The sequence below is a fragment of the uncultured Kluyvera sp. genome (assembly GCF_902485085.1).
Classification (GTDB): domain Bacteria; phylum Pseudomonadota; class Gammaproteobacteria; order Enterobacterales; family Enterobacteriaceae; genus Kluyvera; species Kluyvera ascorbata.
Map to the genome: position 1 here is coordinate 1 of NZ_CABTJS010000126.1, position 19,182 is coordinate 19,182.

The following is a 19,182-nucleotide window of genomic DNA, read 5'->3' on the forward strand; positions in this document are numbered from 1 at the left end:
CGTCAGGATCTGGTGTACGAAAAAGAGGATCTGCTGATTTCCGGTCCGGGCAAATACCCGGAATATAACTTCTACCGGATGGCGGGTATGGCAATCGACGGCAAAGATAAGGGCGAAGCAGAGAACGAAGCTAAGCCTATCGACGTCAAGAGCCTGTTACCGTAAGGAGAGGGGCAATGGAATTCGCTTTTTATATCTGTGGCCTGATTGCTGTCCTCGCGACCCTGCGAGTGATTACGCACACTAACCCGGTACACGCGCTGCTGTATCTGATTGTCTCGCTGCTGGCTATCGCCGGGGTGTTCTTCTCGCTGGGCGCGTACTTCGCCGGGGCGCTGGAGATCATCGTTTATGCGGGCGCCATCATGGTGCTGTTCGTCTTCGTGGTGATGATGCTGAACCTGGGCGGCGCTGAAGTTGCTCAGGAACGTCAGTGGCTGAAGCCGCAAATCTGGATTGGCCCGGCAGTACTGTCCGCCGTGCTGCTGGCGGTGATGGTCTACGCCATCATGGGCCTGAACGACCAGGGCATTGAGGGTAACGCTATCAGCGCGAAAGAAGTCGGTATCGCCCTGTTCGGGCCGTACGTGCTGGCGGTTGAACTGGCATCGATGCTGCTGCTGGCGGGTCTGGTTGTGGCCTTCCATATCGGTCGTGAAGACCGCATGGGCGAAGTGTTGAGCAACCGTGCTGGCGATAGCGCGAAAAGGAAAACGGAGGAACACGCATGATTCCTTTACAACATGGGCTGATCCTCGCGGCGATTTTATTCGTGCTGGGTTTAACCGGTCTGGTTATCCGCCGCAACCTGCTGTTTATGCTGATTGGGCTGGAAATTATGATTAACGCCGCCGCGCTGGCCTTCGTGGTCGCCGGCAGCTACTGGGGCCAGACCGACGGTCAGGTGATGTATATCCTCGCCATTACGCTTGCCGCTGCGGAAGCGAGTATTGGCCTGGCGCTGCTGCTGCAGCTCCATCGTCGCCGCCAGAACCTGAACATCGATTCAGTAAGTGAGTTGCGCGGATGAACATGCTTGCCTTAACCATTATTTTCCCGTTCATTGGCTTCGTCCTGCTGGCCTTCTCCCGTGGGCGCTGGTCAGAAAACCTGGCCGCCACCGTAGGGATGGGGTCGATTGGCCTGTCGGCGCTGGTGACCGCGTACGCAGGTGTCGACTTCTTCGCCAACGGCAAGCAGGCGTTCAGCCTGCCGCTGTGGACGTGGATGTCCGTCGGTGATTTCAACATCGGTTTCAACTTGGTGCTGGACGGCCTGTCGCTGACCATGCTCTCCGTGGTAACCGGCGTGGGCTTCCTGATCCACATGTTTGCCTCCTGGTATATGCGCGGTGAAGAGGGCTACTCTCGCTTCTTCGCCTACACCAACCTGTTTATCGCGAGCATGGTCGTTCTGGTGCTGGCCGATAACCTGCTGTTGATGTACCTCGGCTGGGAAGGCGTGGGCCTGTGCTCCTATCTGCTGATCGGTTTCTACTACACCGACCCGAAGAATGGCGCTGCGGCAATGAAAGCCTTCGTTGTGACCCGTGTCGGTGACGTATTCCTGGCGTTCGCGCTGTTCATTCTCTACAACGAGCTGGGCACGCTGAACTTCCGCGAAATGGTTGAACTGGCGCCGGCGCACTTCGCGGCAGGCAACAACATGCTGATGTGGGCAACCCTGATGCTGCTGGGCGGTGCGGTTGGTAAATCCGCGCAGTTGCCGTTGCAGACCTGGCTTGCGGACGCGATGGCTGGCCCAACCCCAGTATCTGCGCTGATCCACGCGGCGACCATGGTCACCGCCGGCGTTTACCTGATTGCGCGTACTCACGGCCTGTTCCTGCTGACGCCGGAAGTGCTGCATCTGGTCGGTATTGTTGGGGCGGTCACGCTGGTGCTGGCAGGCTTTGCCGCGCTGGTACAAACCGACATCAAACGCGTTCTTGCTTACTCCACCATGAGCCAGATTGGCTACATGTTCCTGGCGCTTGGCGTACAGGCATGGGATGCGGCGATTTTCCACCTGATGACTCACGCGTTCTTCAAAGCGCTGCTGTTCCTGGCGTCCGGCTCGGTGATTCTGGCCTGCCATCACGAACAGAACATCTTCAAGATGGGTGGTCTGCGTAAGTCTATTCCGCTGGTGTATGCCTGCTTCCTGGTCGGTGGTGCCGCGCTCTCCGCGCTGCCGCTGATTACCGCGGGCTTCTTCAGTAAAGACGAAATCCTTGCCGGTGCGATGGCCAACGGTCATATCAATCTGATGGTAGCGGGTCTGGTCGGTGCGTTCATGACCTCGCTCTATACCTTCCGTATGATCTTCATCGTCTTCCACGGTAAAGAGCAGATCCACGCGCACGCAGGGAAGGGGATTACCCACCACCTGCCGCTGATTGTGCTGATGATCCTGTCGACCTTTATCGGCGCGCTGATTGTGCCACCGCTGCACGGCGTACTGCCGGCGACGACTGAACTGGAACATGGCCGCGTGCTGACCCTGGAAATCACGTCAGGTGTGGTAGCGATTGCCGGTATCCTGATTGCCGCATGGCTGTGGCTGGGCAAACGCACGTTGGTGACCTCCATCGCCAACAGCGCGCCTGGCCGTCTGCTGGGGACCTGGTGGTATAACGCCTGGGGCTTTGACTGGCTGTACGACAAGGTGTTCGTGAAGCCGTTCCTTGGCATCGCCTGGCTGCTGAAGCGCGACCCGCTCAATGCCTTGATGAACATTCCCGCTATCCTCTCCCGCTTCGCAGGCAAAGGCCTGGTGCTGAGCGAGAACGGGTACCTGCGCTGGTATGTTGCGTCAATGAGCATCGGTGCCGTGGTGGTGCTGGCGTTGTTGATGGTATTGCGTTAATTCGTTGGGGAGGAGCTTCCTCCCCATGAAAATGTCGTGCTGTTTTCCTGTTCTGGTAGGCATTGTCGCCTCCGGATAGATTAATAAGGAAATGAATTGCCATGTTATTACCCTGGCTAATACTGATTCCCTTTATTGGCGGTTTCCTCTGCTGGCAGACCGAACGCTTTGGCGTGAAGATGCCGCGCTGGATAGCGCTGATTACCATGGGACTGACGCTGGCGCTTGGCCTGCAGCTGTGGCTGCAGGGCGGCTACTCACTCACCCAATCCACCGGCCTGCCGCAGTGGCAGTCTGAGTTTATTCTGCCGTGGATCCCACGCTTTGGTATCAACGTCCACCTGGCGCTCGACGGTCTGTCGCTGCTGATGGTGGTCCTGACCGGTCTGCTGGGTGTGCTGGCGGTGCTCTGTTCCTGGAATGAAATCCAGAAATACCAGGGCTTCTTCCACCTCAACCTGATGTGGATCCTGGGCGGCGTAATCGGCGTGTTCCTGGCCATCGACATGTTCCTGTTCTTCTTCTTCTGGGAGATGATGCTGGTGCCGATGTACTTCCTGATCGCGCTGTGGGGCCACAAGGCATCCGACGGTAAAACGCGTATCACGGCGGCTACCAAGTTCTTCATCTATACCCAGGCGAGCGGTCTGGTGATGCTGATTGCCATTCTGGCGCTGGTGTTCGTTCACCACAACGCGACCGGCGTATGGACCTTCGACTATCAGGACCTGCTGAAGACGCCTATGTCCCACGGCGTGGAATATCTGCTGATGCTCGGCTTCTTCATCGCCTTCGCGGTGAAAATGCCTGTCGTGCCGCTGCACGGCTGGCTGCCTGACGCGCACTCGCAGGCACCAACCGCAGGTTCCGTTGACCTCGCCGGTATCTTGCTGAAAACCGCGGCCTACGGTCTGCTGCGCTTCGCGCTGCCGCTGTTCCCGAACGCGTCTGCCGAGTTCGCGCCTATCGCCATGTGGCTGGGTGTGATTGGTATCTTCTACGGCGCATGGATGGCGTTCACGCAGTACGACATCAAACGTCTGATTGCCTATACCTCCGTTTCCCACATGGGCTTCGTGCTGATTGCTATTTACACCGGCAGCCAGCTGGCGTACCAGGGCGCGGTGATTCAGATGATTGCGCACGGTCTGTCCGCAGCCGGCCTGTTCATCCTGTGTGGTCAGCTTTACGAGCGTCTGCATACCCGCGACATGCGTCAAATGGGCGGTCTGTGGAGCAAAATTAAATGGCTGCCTGCGCTGTCGCTGTTCTTCGCGGTCTGTACGCTGGGGATGCCGGGTACCGGTAACTTCGTCGGCGAATTCATGATCCTGTTCGGCAGCTACCATGTCGTTCCGACGATTACGGTGATTTCGACCTTCGGTCTGGTGTTCGCCTCTGTTTACTCGCTGGCGATGCTGCACCGTGCGTACTTTGGTAAAGCGAAGAGTGAAATCGCGGCAAAAGAACTGCCAGGGATGTCGCTGCGCGAGCTGTTTATCGTCCTGTTGCTGGTCGTGCTTCTGGTTCTGCTGGGCTTCTATCCGCAGCCGATTCTGGACACGTCACATTCTGCGATGAGTAACATCCAGCAGTGGTTTGTTAATTCTGTTTCTACTACAAGGCCGTAATTCGCCATGACAATAACTCCACAACAACTGATCGCGCTATTACCGCTGCTGATCGTCGGCTTGACGGTGGTGGTTGTGATGCTCTCCATTGCGTGGCGACGCAATCACTTCCTCAATGCCACGCTGTCGGTCATTGGTCTTAACGCCGCGCTGGTCTCGCTCTGGTTTGTTGGCCAGGGTGGGGCAATGGACGTCACGCCGCTGATGCGCGTTGACGCTTACGCGATGCTCTATACTGGCCTGGTGCTGCTGGCGAGCCTTGCGACCTGTACCTTTGCCTATCCGTGGCTTGAGGGCTATACCGACAACAAGGAAGAGTTCTACCTGCTGGTGCTGATTGCGGCCCTCGGTGGCATTCTGCTGGCGAACGCCAATCACCTGGCGGCGCTGTTCCTCGGTATTGAACTGATTTCCCTGCCGCTGTTTGGCCTGATTGGTTACGCGTTCCGTCAGAAACGTTCTCTGGAAGCGAGCATCAAGTACACCATTCTGTCCGCCGCCGCATCGTCGTTCCTGTTATTCGGTATGGCGCTGCTGTACGCGCAGTCCGGTGACCTGTCGTTCCTGGCGCTCGGTAAGAGCCTCAGCGACAACATGCTGCACGAACCGCTGCTGCTGGCAGGCCTGGGGATGATGATTGTTGGCCTCGGCTTTAAACTGTCTCTGGTACCGTTCCACCTGTGGACGCCGGACGTTTATCAGGGTGCGCCTGCGCCGGTATCTACCTTCCTGGCAACCGCCAGCAAGATTGCTATCTTCGGTGTCGTGATGCGTCTGTTCCTGTACGCGCCGGTTGGTGATAGCGAAGCGGTACGCGTGGTGCTGGGCCTCATCGCCTTCGCTTCCATCATCTTCGGTAACCTGATGGCGCTGAGCCAGACCAATATCAAACGTCTGCTCGGTTATTCCTCCATTTCTCACCTCGGTTACCTGCTGGTGGCGCTGATTGCGCTGCACAGCGGCGAGATGTCGATGGAAGCCGTTGGCGTTTATCTGGCGGGTTATCTGTTCAGCAGCCTCGGCGCATTCGGCGTTGTCAGCCTGATGTCGAGCCCATACCGTGGCCCTGATGCAGATTCTCTGTACTCCTACCGTGGTCTGTTCTGGCACCGTCCGATTCTGGCCGCCGTGATGACCGTGATGATGCTGTCTCTGGCCGGTATCCCGATGACCCTTGGCTTTATCGGTAAGTTCTACGTGTTGGCCGTCGGTGTCCAGGCGCACCTGTGGTGGCTGGTTGGCGCGGTGGTGGTCGGTTCCGCGATTGGCCTCTACTACTATCTGCGCGTTGCGGTGAGCCTGTACCTGAGCGCACCGGAAAAACCAAACCGCGATGCGCCGTCTAACTGGCAGTACAGCGCGGGCGGTATCGTGGTGCTTATCTCCGCACTGCTGGTGCTGGTGCTGGGTATTTATCCGCAGCCGCTGATTAGCATTGTGCAGAAAGCGATGCCGTTGATGTAATCCATCGTTACCGATGTGAAAAAACCCCGCGATGCGGGGTTTTTTATTGCCGGATGGTTCTCACAAGCTTAATCGCACCACGTAGGCTTATTTTCGTGCACGCTACGGATACTGGCGTGGATCTCTTCCGGCACGATGCGCGTCAGGGAGAGCGGCGGCAGATTGTCTGGGTCAACGTAGGCGACATCCAGCGATTCATGGCTGACGGCAAGCTCGCCGCCCTGCGTCTCGCACAGGAAAATCAGCTTGTAGACATGCCAGGGGTAGGGCGGGTGGCCATGCTGATTGCGATCCCACACGCCGAGCAGACGGCTCACTTTCACCTCAAGCCCGGTCTCTTCGCGCACTTCACGCTCCACCGCTTCCGTGGGGCTATCGCCAATATCAGCCCAGCCGCCCGGCAGGCTCCAGCCTTCATCGTCGGCTTCCTGCACCATCAACAGCTTGCCTTCATGCAGAATAATCGCGCGGACGTCGGTTTTCGGCGTGGCATAGCCGGTGTCCACCTTATGCAGGTTTTGCAGCGTTTCTACGGGGAGATCAAAACGCGCGGTTAATAATCGTTCTGCAATTCCCATCAGGTCTTCATAGCGTTCGCGGTCGTAGACGTCCCTGGTGTAGGTTAGCCCGGTCTGGGCAAGCGCCTGCAGGCGTTGGGCAATAAGCGTTAGTTCGTTCTCGTTGAGTACTTCTGACATGCTTCCTCCCGTTGTGTCTTCCGGTAAGTGTGCCGGAAAACGGTCTTTGTAGGATACCTGGCGCGGTTACTCGTGCGTTAGGAGAATGAAATGTTGCTTCATTGTTACCTGGTAAATCCGGCTAAACGCTTCTATAGTCGAGACAGTTTCCCCGCAACAGGACTCACTAATGCGTTTTAACGGATTGACCAAAGGCTTTTTCATTTTCATTCTCGCGCTCGTGACCTGGGCATTCTTTGATGTATTATCGCCGTACTTTTCCGCGATTCTGTGGGCCGCGATCCTCACGGTCGTCTTTAACCCGGTGAAAAACAAACTGCGCAGCGCACTGGGCGATCGTAACGGATTGGCCTCGCTGCTGACTATCGGCATTATCTGTCTGATCGTTTTTATTCCACTGATGGTGATCCTCTCCTCGCTGGCGCTCGAACTGAATGTGGTTTACACCAAGCTACAGGAGAACAACACGCGCTTCCCGCAGGTGATAGCCAGCCTCTTTTCCCATCTTCCGCACTGGGCGCGCGGATTCCTGATAGAGCACAACTTGGATAACGTCGCCCAGATCCAGAAAAAACTCTCCGAGGTGGCGCTGGCCGGTGGGCAGTATCTCGCTGGAAGCGCGTTCCTGATTGGTAAAGGCACCTTCGGTTTTGCTATCAGCTTCGGCATCATGCTCTACCTGCTGTTCTTCTTACTGAAAGACGGGCCGTATCTGGTGCACCAGATCCTTGACTCACTCCCGCTAACCGATTTTGTGAAGCAGCACCTGTTTGCCAAGTTTGTTGGTGTAACACGAGCAACGGTCAAGGGCACGGCGGTGGTCGCGGTGGTGCAGGGGACGCTCGGCGGCATTGCCTTCGCCATTGTCGGCATTGACGGCAGCGTACTGTGGGGGGCGCTGATGGCCTTCCTCTCTCTGGTGCCTGCCGTGGGCTCGGCGATTATCTGGGTGCCGGCAGCGATTTTCCTCTTTGCTACCCAGCAGGTGTGGCAGGGGCTGTTTATCGTCGGCTTCTTCGTGATTATTGTTGGGCTGGTGGACAACATTCTGCGTCCGCTGCTGGTGGGGAAAGACACCAAAATGCCGGATTACCTGATTCTTATCACCACCATTGGCGGCATGGAAATTTACGGTATTAACGGCTTTGTGATAGGGCCGCTTATCGCCGCGCTGTTCCTCGCCTGCTGGAATCTCTTCTCCGGGCGTGACCACGCGGGGAATGTGGAGGGGCTTGACGAAGAATTTATCGAAGAGGGCAAGAATCCGCCCGAGGTATGATGATCACGAAATAGCAAAAGGCGGCCTGAGGTCGCCTTTTTATTCTCACGAGAAATCAGGCGTTTCCTATAATTTCAATCATGCCCCGTGATTTCAGGTTATAGAAGGAACCGACAGGTGAGAATTGCCACAATAACCAACTGGGCCTACGGCGCAACGGTATGCCTGACGATTGTTTCCGGTATCGTCATGCTGATGGCCTCCAGCGCGGATAACGCCGAACGGCAGGCGGTGCAGCAGCGTCTGCAGTTCGACCAATTGACGGATGAAGTGGACGGCGATGCCTGGTCGCTTTCCGACCTGGCACGTCTGTACGTGGTGAATAAAGACCCTGAGGTGCTGAGCGAATATCACCAGCGGGAAAAGCAGCAGGTTGATATTGAACAGCGACTGTCAAAGCTGAAGGACGCCGGGGCGACGGGGGAAGAGCTGGCATTGCTGCATGAAGGGCTACAGATTGTTGATGAGCTGCAGGACGAACAGCAAACCGCGCTCGCCAACTTAGCGCACAACGAGGCACCGCTGGCCGTCTCGCTGCTGTATGGCAAAGTGTATGAGCAAGAGCTCGACCGCGCACAGGAGCGGATAGACCATTTCCGGCAGTTGCTCGATGGACGCGCGCTACGCGCAGTTCAGGAAGCAACCCGCGACTCCCGTATCCTGCGCACGCTATCCGAGGTGATGGTTGGGCTGACGGCGCTGCTGTTTTTATTTGTCCTCGGTTTTATATTAAAACGCCGCGTGCTGCGCCCGGTAGTGCGGCTTAGCGATGTAGTGCATCGCCTGGCCTCTCAGGACTACGCCGTTGAAACGCCTAACTTTAAACAGATTGATGAAATCGGCGACATGGCGCAGGCGATCCGCATTTTCCGCGAAAACGGCCTGGTGCGGCAGCAGCTTGAACGGCAGCGCGATGCCGACTGGGCGATACGTGAACTGCTGGCGCGCATGACTCAGCGCCTACAAGGGTGCGAGTGTTTTGACGACGTGGTGAACGTGGCGGAACTCTTCGCTCCCAATATTGCGCCAGGGGTAGCGGGAAGGCTCTATATCCTCGACAAAGACCCGTGGCAGATGCGCTGCGTGGCCTCCTGGCTATCGCCACAGGGCGAACCGACGCCGTTCCACCCGGATGAGTGCTGGGCGGTGCGCCGCGGGCAAAGCCACCCGCCGGTACACGGCGAGCCGGATATCGGCTGCTACCACCTCCCTGAATCGTGTCTTGACCATACGCTGTGCGTGCCGTTGATTGCCCAGGGCGAGGCCATCGGTCTGCTCTCTTTCCAGAATCTCAACGAAGAAACCACACCTTCCCGGGCTTACCTGGAGCTGATGGCAGAAGCGCTTGGCCTGGCGTTAGCTAAACAGCGCCTGCGCGATGCGTTACTGGAAAAAGCGCTCTACGACCCGCTGACCGGCCTGCGTAACCGTCACCATCTGGAGGATACTTTGCGGACGCAGATGGGGCTCGCGGTCCGTAATGATGATCCGATAAGCTGCCTGATGATTGACATCGACCACTTCAAAAACATCAATGACCGCTTCGGCCACGAGGCGGGTGACGGCGTGATTAAAAGCGTCGCCTCCACCATTCAGCGTGTAGTGCACGACCGCGGCATGGCGTTCCGCTACGGCGGCGAAGAGTTTCTGGTGCTGCTCTACGATATGGATGACGACGGTGCTAACCGCATCGCCCGCGAGATTTTCGACGGCGTGCGCGAACTGGTTCTGCGTTTTAGCGGCGCGGAGATTGGCCACGTGGACGTTTCCATCGGCGTGGCAAGCTACCCGCAGCATGCCCAGAGCGATAACTTGCTGCGTGCCGCGGACGTGGCGCTGTATCGGGCGAAGGAGTTGGGTAGGTCGCGGATTGTGAGTTTTGGGTCGCTGGCGGGGTAATGCATTTTTTACGATGAGAGTCATATTGGTAAGGCACGCCGAAACGCAATGGAATAATGCCGGGATCATTCAGGGGCATAGCGATAGCCCGTTAACGCCGCGCGGACAGCGTGAAACGTCATTGTTACTGGAAGCGCTTTTGGAAAAAGCGTACCCCATCGACCGTATTTACGCCTCTCCATTGGGGCGCGCGTGGCATATGGGGCTGAGTCTTGCTGAGGGACTCTGCTGCCCACTGTTGGCGGAACCTGCGCTAAAAGAGCAGGGATTTGGTCACTTTGAAGGGATGTACTCAGCAGATTTCATTCGCCATTATCCCAATGAAGCTGAGGCGTTATTTCGGCTTGATGCTGAGTATTGCCCACCCGGTGGTGAATCTTTGCTGACGGCGACCCGACGTCTTATGTACTTCTTGCAGCATTTACAGAACGCGGCAGAACACCAGACGATATGTCTTGTTTCCCATGGGCATATTCTTCAGGGCGTGCTGGCAATGCTGAAAGAAGGCAATATTGATAATTTCCCCCGCTATTCCCAACCTAACGCGAGCTACTCTGCTTTTGAGCTGGATGAGGGGAAATGTACGGCGCTGCAATGGGGGATTGCTACGCATTTGCTACGGACTTCGCCTGCACCAGACAATCCGGTTTGATCCTGTCCTATCTACCAGGTTTCTCAACTTAAACTTGGGTTGATACAACTAATCAGTAAGTTGGGAGCATTGCTATCAATTTCATCGAGTTGTTATGAGTGAACACTAAAGCCATTTTGTTCTGCTATTTTCCACGCTGAAGCAAACTCAGTTGGTGTTGGCGGGATAATATCAAACCAGTCAAAATTAAATACTTTTTCTCTCTGTTTATGTAAGTCACCTGTCGTATCAAATCCATCTCCAGGTAACCCTGTCTCAGAATTTACAACCAATACACTTAATGGTGGTAATTTGTTTTGAGCACAAAAGTGAAGAATATGCCCTAGCTGGCGATCCAGCGTACCTGCACCTTTATAACCAAGAATATTAGCAATCTCTCCATATGTAGTTATCTTACGTTCATAAGCGAATCCGATAAGAATTTGCCATATTTGCAATGCTCTATTCTCAAGGGTGTTTTTTTCAGAAAAATATTGGATCATAGATACCTCTTCAGAGTTATGAAAAACATAATATGGCAGACTAAATAAGCGCAGCGTTATGTGTGTCCCGCGACTACAGGGGGCGCACTGTTTTCGATAGCTTTTCCTTGAATAGGGTATCATGCTCAAGGTTGTCTGCCACCCCCCCAACTTTTTTGCCAGCAAACATGGCTTAAGCGGATTTGCCACAAAGCTCGCTAAACAATTATCCAAAGAAAACATACGGGTAACCGGATTATATCCACCGGATTTTGACATGACTGGGTTGGACGCACCTGTCGATAATCTATCCCGAATGGGGAGCGTCTTATGAATGGGCGCTCTATCTGGGAAACGATTCGTTTTGTGCTGACCCAGCCTCGCAGTTGCCACATCGGTAGCATCTGCTTTCAAGGGCCAACTCGCGAAGATTTGCGAGAATAGGTGCTAATTTTGGGTCTACAGTTAGTTATTGTCCCTTTTCTAAGCCACTTACATCATGACTCTTTCTTTCAGTACTTACTTTCGCGCGCGTTTGCGTTTATTGGTTGCTATTCTGGCTGGCGTAATCTGCTTTTTCATCCTTCCATCCGGACTGGGTTATCTGCAACGGCTGTTGATTAGCTGGAATGTGCTGGCGTGGCTGTATCTGTTCTTTATGTGGTTTCTGATGTTGCGTACCGATGTTCGGGATATTCCACATATAGCCAGAATGCAGGACGAGAGCGCTGGGTTGGTGCTGGGTATGGTGATCATTGGCTGTCTGGTCAGCATCCTGGCGATCCTGATTGAGCTGACTTCGCTTAAGCATCTTTCCGGAACACCACGCGTACTGCATCTGCTGTTAACCGGCGCCACGCTGACGGTATCCTGGGCCTTGCTTCCCACCTCATTTGCCATGCATTACGCTCACCACCACTATCTGCATCGGAGTGAAGAGGTTACGCCGATGATCTTTCCGGGAAAGCCCGGCGAACCGGGTTACTGGGATTTTCTCTATTATTCCTTCACCATCGCCGTCGCGTCACAAACCGCCGATGTGGCGACGGGAACCACCGACATGCGGCAAATTACATTGCTCCATTCGGTTATCTCTTTTGTGTTCAATCTGGCGATTCTGGGGCTGTCGGTGAACGTTGGCGCGGGGTTGTTGAGCTGAACGCCGCGCCATTTCGGGTAAATCGGCTTGATTATCTGGCCACATCAGGACATCCCGGCACCAGACGTGGGCACCAAGAATCAAGTGTAGCCCGGCCGAGCGCAGCGACGCCGCGGGTGGCACGGCTCTATTCTCTTTTCAGAGTGAAAAAAGTAAATCGTATTTTGTAGTTAATGTTTTTAACTTTATATATTCCACTATAATATATTATATAAACCAAAGAGGCTGTAACATATATAATATCATTAATGATTTTTAAATTATATTGATGTTACTATGACAAGTGTTTTTTTTGGTAAAAAATAAATTGATCTATTATGATTGCTTTGCATCGCCAAAAAAACAAATAATAATTGGTTTAGCTAATTGATTGGAGGTTTAAACCATATTGATTCGAAAATTGCAACGTTTACTGATTATTTATGTCAGCGGGAAATGAAGTGGGGTTTTATTAAATTTATAACTGTAATTTTAATATTTCCTTGAATCTTATAAAGGAGCTATTTTAAATAGTATTAGTCATTCATACAGCTAAATTTTTGAATCTAATATTTGAATTTATCGTTTACCTTCTGGTATTTATTGCCATCTTACCCGCCAGCAAAGCATGCTGGCGGGTAAAACCAGACTACCTCACCGCATGCAGCCCACTCTCCCCCCTCCCAGCCGCCTTATTCAGCACGCGCTCAATCACCGCCGCCAGTTCGTTAATTTCAAACTTCGCCACATACCCATCGGCGTTAACCTTACGAATATGGTCCTCGTTCGCGTTCCCCGATAGCGATGAGTGGATCACCACCGGAATATTGCGCAGCCGTGGGTCGGTTTTGATTTTGCGGGTCAGGGTAAAGCCGTCCATCTCCGGCATTTCGAGGTCGGTCAGCACGAGGGCGATTTTATCGCTCACCGGCACGCCTTCCTTCGCCGCTTCCTGGGCGATAAGCTCGATTTTCTCCCACGCTTCTTTGCCCGTCACGTGCAGCTGCGCGGGGATGTCCATCGCCTTCAGCCCTTTTTCCAGCATGGCGCGCGCCACCTTCGAGTCCTCGGCGACAATCGCCGTTGCGCCCGGCTTGATGTTGAACTTGCGCGGGTTCAGCTCTTTGGCGTGCAGATCGTGATTGGAGGGGGTGATGTCGTAAAGAATTTGCTCCACGTCGATAACCATCGCCAGATTGTTGCTCTCCTGGTGATCGTCGAGGCAGGCGATGCTGGTGATGTATTTTCCGTTAACCGCTTTCTCTGCGGTATGGATCTGCGTCCAGTCGAGGCGGGTAATGTTCTCGACGGATTCGACGGCAAAGGCCTGTACGCTGCGGGCATATTCGGTAATCAGCAGAATGTTCAGGCCGGTGGCAGGTTTGCAGCCCGCCACGGCAGCGAGGTCGATAACCGGAATGATTTGATCGCGAATGTTCACCATGCCCATCAGCGGCGGCTTAATTCCGGCGGGGCGGGTGAAGCTCGGCATCGGGACAATTTCCCGCAGCTTAAAAACGTTAATACCGTACAGCTCCGAGGCGTCGCTCTGTGATGACGCGCCGAGGCGGAAAAGCAGCAGCTCAAAACGGTTGGACAGGGTCAGGTTAGCCCTGTCGTCGATCTCTTTCTGGAAGTTATCCATCATGCCCTCAGCGTAAAAAGCGTTCTCTATTAGCTGAGTTATCGGCAGGAGCGGCTAAAACGTTATCACAGCGTGAAAGTGGCGAAATCCTCGGCCAGTTCGCACGCCGGGAAATAGGCCTGGCACTCGGCGAGCAGGCGGCGACAGCCTTCGGCATCGTAGCGCGAGCTGACGTGAGTCACGATGAGCCGCTTGGCGTTGGCGTCCCGCGCCAGTTGGGCGGTCTGCTCGGTTGACGAGTGTCCGCGGCTGTTGGCTTTCTCCGCCATGGCGGCTTCCAGCGTCGCTTCATGCACCATTACGTCGACATCGCGGGCCATCGCAAGGGCCGCATCGCACGGCGCGGTGTCGCCAAAAATCGCTACTTTTTTACCGGGCGTGGCGGGGGAAAGATAATCCGCGCCGTTAATCACGCGACCGTCCGCAAGCGTTACCTGCTCACCGGCTTTAAGCTGCTGGAACAGTGGGCCGGGCTCGACACCTGCGGCAATCAGCCTGCGAGCATCCAGCGCGCCTGGCTTATCGTGCTCTTCCACGCGAAAGCCGTAGCACTCGACCGGGTGATTAAGTGGAAAGGCGGTAACGGTGCGCAGGCCGTCGTCGAGGATCTCCCCACCGCTGATTTCGACGACTTCCAGCGGGAAATCGGTCCATGAACCGCTCAGACGCAGGGTGGTTTCAATAAACTCCTTCAGCCCTTTTGGCCCGTACAGGGTGAGCGGCTGGGCGCTTCCCGACATTGAACGGCTGCAAATCAGCCCCGGCAGGCCAAAAAGATGGTCGCCGTGCAGGTGGCTAATAAAGATGCGTTCGATTTTGCCCGGATGAAAGGCGGTGTGTAGCAGTTGATGCTGCGTGCCTTCACCGCAGTCAAAAAGCCACAGCCCCGGCTGCGTTGGGTGTTGCAGATTCAGCAGCATTGCTGTTACGTTGCGAGTCCGGGTTGGCACGCCCGCGGATGTGCCTAAAAACGTCAATTGCATAGCGCCGCGCCCCTGGCGGTAAAAATAAGGTCTAAGGAGCCTACCATGATTCGTTGGCAAGATTTGCACCATTCTGAATTAACCGTCCCGACGCTGTACGACCTGCTGAAGCTGCGCAGCGAAGTCTTCGTGGTGGAACAGGCCTGCGCGTATCTGGATATCGACGGTGACGATCTGGTGGGCGAAAACCGCCATCTGCTGGGCTGGAAAGACGACAAGCTGGTGGCCTACGCGCGCATTCTGGTGAGTGAAGAGGACGTTGAACCGGTGGTGATTGGTCGGGTGATTGTCAGTTCCGAAGTGCGCGGGGAACGTCTTGGCTATCAGCTGATGGAACGCACGCTGGCAAGCTGCCAGCAGCATTGGCCGCAGCGGGCGCTGTATCTTGGCGCGCAGGCGCATCTGCGCGACTTCTACGGCCATTTTGGGTTTATCAGCGTCACCGACGTCTACGACGAAGATGGTATTCCGCACGTGGGGATGGCGCGAGAAGTGGCGCAGGCATAACCCCAAATCCCGTCTATAGTGAAAGGCAAAGAGCGTTGATTTTCAGTGCGATATTGCCTCGTTACGTTTCCGCTCCCTAATCGTGGGTACTGCTTTTTATAACAAGTACCCCGTATACTATGTGGTTTTTATGATAGGGAGGTTTGCGTGCGATCCATTCTAGCGGCGTTGCAGAGCCTGTCAGGGCTGCTGACAGACGATTTTCCAGCGTTGCCCGGCACGCAAAGTATTGAAGTCTCTTTCCCCCTGAGCGATGCCTTTGACCCGCTTGCCTGGCTTAGCGGGCAGGCGGTCTGGCCGCAGTTCTACTGGCAGCAGCGCAGCGGTAAAGAAGAGATTGCCGCGCTGGGTGCGGTCAAAACCTTTATCTCCCTGGCCCAGGCCAATGATTTTCTGCACACCCTTGAACGTGACGACCTGCGCATCTGCGGCGTGAACGCCTTCGACCCGAAGGTCGGGCAGCTATTCCTGCCTCGTCTGGAGTGGCGGCGCGAAGCCGGACGGGCCACGCTTCGCATCAACCTGTGGAGCGATAGCTCGCTTCAGCAGGATGCCGAGCAAGCGCGGGCATGTCTGGCATTGCTTACAACCCATCACGCTTCGGCGGAACTGGCGTTGCACCAGGAAAGCGAAACCCATCGCCCCGGCAAAGAGGGCTGGTGTCGGCTGATTGAGCAGGCTACCCAGGCGATTCGCGACGGCGCATTTAGCAAAGTGGTGCTGGCACGGGCAACGGATCTGGTCTTTAGCGGCGCATCGAACGCCGGGGCTCTGATGGCCGCCAGTCGCCGGGTCAATTTCTCTTGCTATCATTTCTATATGGCGTTTGACGCGCAGCGGACGTTTCTCGGTTCATCGCCGGAGCGTTTATGGCGGCGGCGCGGAACGGCGCTGCGTACCGAAGCGCTGGCGGGCACCGTGGCGGCGCACGACGATGCGGCAACCGCGAAGCGGCTGGGCGACTGGCTGATGCATGATGATAAAAACCAGCGGGAAAACAGCCTGGTGGTGGAAGATATTTGCCAGCGCCTGCAGGGGTTGACGCAAACGCTCGACGTGCTGCCAGCGGAAATCGTTCGCCTGCGCAAGGTGCAGCATCTTCGCCGCTGTATTCAGGCGGAGTTGACCGCGGCCGACGACACGCGCTGCCTGCTGCAACTACAACCCACGGCGGCGGTGGCGGGGCTGCCTCGTGCGCTGGCGCTGGACTTTATTGACCGCTTTGAGCCGTTTACCCGGGAATGGTACGCCGGGTCGGCGGGCTATCTTTCTCGTCGGCAGAGTGAGTTCTGCGTGACGCTGCGCTCGGCGAAGGTGGAAGGTAATACGGTGCGGCTGTATGCCGGTGCCGGCATCGTTGATGGCTCCGATCCCGAACAGGAATGGCAGGAAATCGAAAATAAAGCGGCGGGTCTGCGTTCTTTGCTGTTCCCTGAATAGAACATTACCGATTCATATCAAAATCCTACTGGTTCGTAGAATTTATACTGAGTCGATTATTTGATACCGGACAACTTCATGTCAGTAAGCGCATTTAACCGACGCTGGGCGGCGGTGATCCTCGAAGCATTAACCCGTCACGGCGTGCGGCACGTTTGCATTGCGCCCGGGTCTCGTTCAACACCGCTTACGCTTGCGGCAGCGGAGAATCGCACCTTTATTCATCACACCCATTTTGATGAGCGCGGTCTCGGGCATCTGGCCCTGGGGTTGGCGAAGGTCAGCAAGCAGCCGGTGGCGGTGATTGTGACCTCCGGCACGGCGGTGGCGAACCTCTATCCGGCGCTGATTGAAGCGGGCTTAACCGGTGAAAAAATTATTCTGCTCACCGCTGACCGTCCGCCAGAGCTGATTGACTGTGGCGCGAATCAGGCTATTCGTCAGCCGGGTATGTTTGCCTCGCACCCATCCAGCACCCTTTCGTTACCGCGCCCGAGCCAGGATATTCCGGCCCGCTGGCTGGTCTCTGTCGTGGATGATGCGCTGGGTTCGCTGCACTCCGGCGGTGTACACATCAACTGCCCGTTTGCTGAACCGCTGTATGGTGATATGGACGACACCGGCCTTGCCTGGCAGCAGGCGCTGGGCGACTGGTGGCAGGGTGAGAAACCCTGGCTGCGCGAAGCGCTGCATCAGGAGAGTGCCGTTCAGCGCGACTGGTTCTTCTGGCGACAAAAGCGCGGCGTAATTGTCGCCGGGCGGATGGATGCGGAAGAGGGCAAAAAGGTGGCCGAATGGGCGAAAACCCTGGGCTGGCCGCTGATTGGCGACGTGCTTTCGCAAACCGGGCAGCCGCTGCCGTGCGCGGATCTCTGGCTCAGTAATCCGGCCGCCATCAGCGAGCTTGAACAGGCCCAGATTGTAGTGCAGCTCGGCAGCAGCCTGACCGGTAAACGAGTGCTGCAATGGCAGCTCGCCTGTGAGCCGGACGAATACTGGCTGGTCGACCCGCTTTCCGGCCGCCTCGACCCGGCGCACCATCGCGGTCGCCGTCTGGTGAGCAACATTACCCAGTGGCTGGAAAAACACCCGGCGGAGAAACGCGCGCCGTGGACCACCGTTATCCCTACGCTCTCCGAACAGGCATGGGAGGCCGTTGCCGCGCAAAGTGAGCACTTCGGCGAAGCGCAGTTAGCGCACCGCATTCGCCGCTATCTCCCGGAACAGGGGCAACTGTTCGTTGGCAACAGTCTGGTGGTGCGTTTAATTGACGCCTTAGGCCAGCTTCCGGCGGGCTACCCGGTTTACAGCAACCGCGGTGCCAGCGGCATCGATGGCCTGATTTCCACTGCGGCGGGCGTACAGCGCGCTAGTGCACGGCCGACGCTTGCTATCGTTGGCGATCTGTCGGCGCTCTACGACCTCAACGCGCTGGCGCTGCTGCGCCAGGTGTCCGCACCGCTGGTGCTGATAGTGGTCAACAACAACGGCGGGCAGATTTTCTCTCTGCTACCAACGCCGGTGGAAGAGCGCGAGCGCTTCTACGCGATGCCGCAAAACGTTCACTTCGAGCATGCGGCGAAGATGTTTGGCCTGCGCTATCAGCAGCCAGAAGATTGGGCGTCGCTGGAAACGGCGTTGAGCACCGCCTGGCGCACGCCAGCAACCACGGTGATTGAGCTGGTGGTTAACGACACCGACGGCGCGCAAACGCTGCAACATCTGCTGGCGCAGGTCAGCAAGCTATGATCCTGCACGCCGTAGCCGAGCAGGGAGAACCCACGCAGCCGTGGCTGGTTTTCCTGCACGGTTTTTCCGGCGACCATCGCGAATGGCAGCCGGTGGGGCAGCGCTTTGCGCGGGCGAATCGGCTGTATGTCGATTTGCCCGGCCACGGTGGATCTTCAGCCGTACGGGTTAATAACTTCGCTGAGATGGACGCCGCGCTCCAGACCACGCTGCTTAGTTACAACATACTTAATTACTGGCTAGTGGGTTACTCGCTGGGCGGACGGATTGCCATGCACTACGCCTGCTCGCGGCCGGAAGGCCTGGCAGGGTTGATTGTTGAAGGCGGTCATCCTGGGCTGACGAACGATGCGGAGCGCGAATCGCGCTGGCGCAACGACGAAGCCTGGGCACAGCGTTTTCGCGAGCTTCCGCTTGCCGACGTCTTTACCGCCTGGTATCAACAGCCGGTTTTTGCCAGCCTCACCGACGCACAGCGTGCCTCGCTGGTGACGCTGCGCCAGAAAAACGACGGCAACGCGCTGGCGGCGATGCTGCTGGCCACCTCTTTAGCCGTGCAGGAAGACCTTCGTCCTGCGCTGCAAACGCTTCCACTACCATTCTGGTATCTCTGTGGCGAGCGCGACAGCAAGTTTCGCGCGATTGCCGAGGAACTCTCGCGCCCTTGCCACCTTATTCATGATGCTGGACACAACGCGCACCGGGAAAACCCCGCGGGCGTGGCCGCGTGTCTGGCTCAGATTCTGCCTGTTAACTTATAGGACTCGC

The 19,182-nt window shown here is 56.3% G+C and carries 18 protein-coding genes and 1 pseudogene; 15 read left to right on the forward strand and 4 right to left on the reverse strand.

Annotated elements, in window-relative coordinates; genetic code table 11:
* From RDN66_RS15190 to nuoN, 6 genes are all read left to right on the forward strand, one after another.
* On the forward strand, positions 1-165 hold a 165-nt coding region (locus RDN66_RS15190; protein ID WP_308537965.1), incomplete at its 5' end, for an NADH-quinone oxidoreductase.
* Positions 166-176: 11 nt separating this feature from the next.
* Complete coding sequence (gene nuoJ / locus RDN66_RS15195) at positions 177-731, forward strand: NADH-quinone oxidoreductase subunit J (protein WP_035892478.1); 555 nt, start codon at positions 177-179, stop codon at positions 729-731.
* Positions 728-1,030 carry an NADH-quinone oxidoreductase subunit NuoK gene (gene nuoK, locus RDN66_RS15200; protein ID WP_035892477.1) on the forward strand — a complete coding sequence of 101 codons (303 nt, stop codon included), beginning with the start codon at positions 728-730 and terminating at the stop codon, positions 1,028-1,030. The genes nuoJ and nuoK overlap by 4 nt, the downstream gene beginning before the upstream one ends.
* Complete coding sequence (gene nuoL / locus RDN66_RS15205; RefSeq protein ID WP_035892476.1) at positions 1,027-2,868, forward strand: NADH-quinone oxidoreductase subunit L; 1,842 nt, start codon at positions 1,027-1,029, stop codon at positions 2,866-2,868. Before nuoK ends, nuoL begins: the two co-directional genes overlap by 4 nt.
* A 101-nt stretch (positions 2,869-2,969) precedes the next feature.
* On the forward strand, positions 2,970-4,499 hold the full coding sequence (nuoM, locus tag RDN66_RS15210) for an NADH-quinone oxidoreductase subunit M (RefSeq protein WP_035892475.1): 1,530 nt from the start codon (positions 2,970-2,972) through the stop codon (positions 4,497-4,499).
* Between the two features lie 6 nt (positions 4,500-4,505).
* Entirely contained in the window at positions 4,506-5,963 is a 1,458-nt protein-coding gene (nuoN, locus tag RDN66_RS15215; RefSeq protein ID WP_035892474.1) for an NADH-quinone oxidoreductase subunit NuoN, read from the forward strand.
* Positions 5,964-6,031: 68 nt separating this feature from the next.
* On the opposite strand, the gene RDN66_RS15220 is transcribed toward nuoN, so the two are convergent.
* Positions 6,032-6,661 (reverse strand): NUDIX hydrolase N-terminal domain-containing protein, encoded by a 630-nt coding sequence (locus tag RDN66_RS15220; protein ID WP_202217532.1) that lies wholly within the window; start codon positions 6,659-6,661, stop codon positions 6,032-6,034.
* Positions 6,662-6,830: 169 nt separating this feature from the next.
* Between RDN66_RS15220 and RDN66_RS15225 the strand changes: the two genes are divergently transcribed.
* The 3 genes from RDN66_RS15225 (at position 6,831) to RDN66_RS15235 (ending at position 10,491) form a co-directional block, all read left to right on the forward strand.
* Positions 6,831-7,940 (forward strand): AI-2E family transporter, encoded by a 1,110-nt coding sequence (locus RDN66_RS15225; protein WP_123650140.1) that lies wholly within the window; start codon positions 6,831-6,833, stop codon positions 7,938-7,940.
* Between the two features lie 117 nt (positions 7,941-8,057).
* A complete protein-coding gene (locus tag RDN66_RS15230; RefSeq protein ID WP_308537958.1) occupies positions 8,058-9,839 on the forward strand; it encodes a diguanylate cyclase in 1,782 nt (593 codons plus the stop codon).
* Positions 9,840-9,852: 13 nt separating this feature from the next.
* Positions 9,853-10,491 (forward strand): histidine phosphatase family protein, encoded by a 639-nt coding sequence (locus RDN66_RS15235; protein WP_202217534.1) that lies wholly within the window; start codon positions 9,853-9,855, stop codon positions 10,489-10,491.
* Positions 10,492-10,583: 92 nt separating this feature from the next.
* On the opposite strand, the gene RDN66_RS15240 is transcribed toward RDN66_RS15235, so the two are convergent.
* Positions 10,584-10,973, reverse strand: a complete 390-nt coding sequence (locus RDN66_RS15240; RefSeq protein ID WP_035892469.1) for a hypothetical protein — start codon at positions 10,971-10,973, stop codon at positions 10,584-10,586.
* 145 nt (positions 10,974-11,118) lie between these two features.
* Here RDN66_RS15240 and RDN66_RS15245 point away from each other — a divergent pair.
* Positions 11,119-11,396 (forward strand): annotated as a pseudogene (locus RDN66_RS15245) (deoxygluconate dehydrogenase); the annotation flags it as partial.
* Positions 11,397-11,451: 55 nt separating this feature from the next.
* Positions 11,452-12,111 (forward strand): DUF1345 domain-containing protein, encoded by a 660-nt coding sequence (locus RDN66_RS15250; RefSeq protein WP_308537959.1) that lies wholly within the window; start codon positions 11,452-11,454, stop codon positions 12,109-12,111.
* A 628-nt stretch (positions 12,112-12,739) separates the two neighbouring features.
* Here RDN66_RS15250 and RDN66_RS15255 read toward each other — a convergent pair.
* Both RDN66_RS15255 and rbn read right to left on the reverse strand, forming a co-directional pair.
* Complete coding sequence (locus RDN66_RS15255) at positions 12,740-13,735, reverse strand: chemotaxis protein (protein ID WP_035892462.1); 996 nt, start codon at positions 13,733-13,735, stop codon at positions 12,740-12,742.
* A 65-nt stretch (positions 13,736-13,800) separates the two neighbouring features.
* Positions 13,801-14,718, reverse strand: coding sequence for a ribonuclease BN (rbn, locus tag RDN66_RS15260; RefSeq protein WP_202217537.1), 918 nt, complete (start codon positions 14,716-14,718; stop codon positions 13,801-13,803).
* Positions 14,719-14,763: 45 nt separating this feature from the next.
* On the opposite strand from rbn, the gene RDN66_RS15265 reads away from it, so the two are divergent.
* The 4 genes from RDN66_RS15265 to menH all read left to right on the forward strand — a co-directional run bounded on the left by RDN66_RS15265 (position 14,764) and on the right by menH (position 19,175).
* Positions 14,764-15,225, forward strand: coding sequence for a GNAT family N-acetyltransferase (locus RDN66_RS15265; RefSeq protein WP_248538485.1), 462 nt, complete (start codon positions 14,764-14,766; stop codon positions 15,223-15,225).
* 147 nt (positions 15,226-15,372) lie between these two features.
* Positions 15,373-16,665 (forward strand): isochorismate synthase MenF, encoded by a 1,293-nt coding sequence (gene menF, locus RDN66_RS15270; RefSeq protein ID WP_308537960.1) that lies wholly within the window; start codon positions 15,373-15,375, stop codon positions 16,663-16,665.
* Positions 16,666-16,743: 78 nt separating this feature from the next.
* Positions 16,744-18,414 carry a 2-succinyl-5-enolpyruvyl-6-hydroxy-3-cyclohexene-1-carboxylic-acid synthase gene (gene menD / locus RDN66_RS15275; RefSeq protein WP_202217540.1) on the forward strand — a complete coding sequence of 557 codons (1,671 nt, stop codon included), beginning with the start codon at positions 16,744-16,746 and terminating at the stop codon, positions 18,412-18,414.
* Positions 18,411-19,175, forward strand: coding sequence for a 2-succinyl-6-hydroxy-2,4-cyclohexadiene-1-carboxylate synthase (menH, locus tag RDN66_RS15280; RefSeq protein WP_202217541.1), 765 nt, complete (start codon positions 18,411-18,413; stop codon positions 19,173-19,175). Before menD ends, menH begins: the two co-directional genes overlap by 4 nt.
* Positions 19,176-19,182: the final 7 nt, after the last annotated feature.